The organism is Mesorhizobium sp. M4A.F.Ca.ET.050.02.1.1, from assembly GCF_003997725.1.
Classification (GTDB): Bacteria; Pseudomonadota; Alphaproteobacteria; order Rhizobiales; family Rhizobiaceae; genus Mesorhizobium.
Window position 1 is genome coordinate 1 of sequence record NZ_RZSG01000908.1, and the last position, 2,225, is coordinate 2,225.

The 2,225-nt window shown below is 59.6% G+C and carries 3 protein-coding genes; all 3 read right to left on the minus strand.

Annotated elements, in window-relative coordinates:
• The coding region (locus EOA33_RS32990; RefSeq protein ID WP_145989433.1) for an NAD(P)-dependent oxidoreductase at positions 1-520 on the minus strand (520 nt) is incomplete at its 3' end.
• 113 nt (positions 521-633) lie between these two features.
• The gene (locus EOA33_RS32995; RefSeq protein ID WP_126054505.1) at positions 634-1,464 is read right to left on the minus strand and encodes an ABC transporter permease; all 831 of its coding nucleotides are present in this window, start codon (positions 1,462-1,464) and stop codon (positions 634-636) included.
• Positions 1,461-2,174 carry an ABC transporter permease gene (locus tag EOA33_RS33000; RefSeq protein WP_127407523.1) on the minus strand — a complete coding sequence of 238 codons (714 nt, stop codon included), beginning with the start codon at positions 2,172-2,174 and terminating at the stop codon, positions 1,461-1,463. The genes EOA33_RS32995 and EOA33_RS33000 overlap by 4 nt, the downstream gene beginning before the upstream one ends.
• Positions 2,175-2,225 lie beyond the last annotated feature (51 nt).

Genomic DNA, 2,225 nt, shown 5'->3' on the forward strand with positions numbered 1-2,225 from the left:
TCTTGGTGAGCTGGCCGGCACCCGACGGCCCCATCAGCCCGACCATGCGGGCAAAAGCATCGATCACCGGTTTGGCCCGGTCGAAAGCTGCTTGCTCGCCGCCCACCATCACAGTGAGCACGCCGTTCTCAGCGCCGGCCTGGCCGCCGGAAACCGGCGCATCGAGGAAGGAGAACCCGAGCGCCTGCGCCTTCTCCGAAAGCTCGCGGGCGACTTCGGCGGAGGCAGTGGTGTTGTCGATATAGACCGCGCCCTTCTTCATCGATTGGAAAGCGCCGTCGGCGCCAATCGTCACCGAGCGTAGATCGTCGTCATTGCCGACGCAGGAGAAGACGAAGTCCTTGCCTTCGGCGGCTTCCGCCGGCGTCGCCGCGAAGTGGCCGCCATGCTGGCCGACCCATTGCACGGCCTTGGCAACAGTGCGGTTGTAGACGGTGACGTCGTGGCCGCCCTTGCTCCTGAGGTGCCCGGCCATCGGATAACCCATGACGCCAAGACCGAGAAATGCCACCAATGCCATGGGCTTGCCTTCCAAACGGGAACCAGATTTTGCTGGCGCAAGCTCTAGGCCATGCGGCGAATACGTCAAGACGCGGGGACGCTCCAACGACTGGTGCAGAAAGGCGGTTTCGGTCAGCGCTTAAGGTGAATGGTGATCCGGCGTTCGATCCATTCGATCGCGTGACGCAGCACCTCGACCATCACCAGATACACGACGGCGACCCAGATATAGGCCTGAATATCGAAGGTGCGGGAGTAGGTCAGTTTTGCCATGCCCATCAGGTCGTACACGGTGATGATGGCGACGATCGCGGACGCTTTGATCATCAGGATAAGCTCGTTGCCATACGGCCGCAGCGCGACCACCATTGCCTGCGGCAGGATGATCTTCCACAACGTCTGCAATTTGTGCAGGCCGAGTGAAGCAGCACCCTCCCATTGGCCTTTCGGCACGCTTTCGATGGCGCCGCGCAGGATTTCGGCCTGATAGGCGGCCGTGTTGAGGGCAAATGCAAAGACGCCACAGTTGAACGCCTCACGGAAAAAGCCCCACAGCCCAACCATTTCGAGTTGTGGTTTGAACGAGCCGACCCCGTAATAGACCAGAAAGGTCTGCACGAGCAGCGGCGTTCCGCGAAAGAAATAGACGTAACAATAGGCAAGACCGGACAGGATGCGGTTCTTCGACATGCGCGCATAGGCGACCGGAAGTGACAGTATGGCGCCAAGGACAATCGAAATGCCAACCAGCGAAAGCGTCACACCCAGCCCTTGTAGGTAGCTAGGGCCGTACTTGGCAAAGAGTTCGCTGTTCCAGGCGAGAGCCAGATAGGCGACAATGCCGCCGCCAGCGGCAATCCAGAGGCCTATCAGCACGTAGCCGACAATTCGGGAGCGCGGCCAGCCACGTGCTCGCGGGGGAGGCCGTTCCACAACGCTTTTGGCGTCGGCCGCAACGCTCATCGCCGTACCTCCCGCTGGGCAAGCGAGCGCTGTATGGCGCGGGTGGCGAGGGATGAAATGACCGCCAAGATAAGAAATACCACGGCGGCCACACTGAAGAACAGGAATGTGTGTTTGGTGACGCGTGCGGCCACGCCAGCTTGACGGAGCGTTTCTGCCAAACCGACCACTGACACCAGCGACGTGTCCTTGAGCAGGCTCAGCCAGCAATTCTCCAGGCCCGGAAAGGCGATGCGAACCAGTTGCGGCAAAATCACTTTGCGCATCGTTTGCCCGTATGAAAGGCCAACTGCGTAGCCACCCTCATATTGGCCCTTTGGGATGGCCCGGAACGCTGAAAGGAAAACCTCGCTGGCGTAAGCCGAAAAGATGATGGCAAGCACGATCATGCCAGCGACGAAGGCGTTAACATCGATTGTCGCCTCGGGCCTTACCAGTCTGATGAGATATTGCAGGATCAGCGGGCCGCCGAAAAAAAACAGAAACAGCGTCACCAGTTCGGGCAATCCACGGAAGATCGTCGTGTAGATGTTGGCGGCAATGCGCAGCGAGGGTTCCTCGGATTGTTTTCCCAGCGCTACAAAAAAGCCGATCGTCAATCCGATTGGAAGCGTTGCGAGGGCCAGAAGAACCGTGACAGCAGCACCAGAGACGATGTCGTCAAGCCAGCCATCGGGTCCCCAACTGAGAAGCGTCCATACGCTCAGCATCCGCTCGCCTATTCTCCCACATTCGCTCTTTTGAGAGCCATGCCGCAGCAC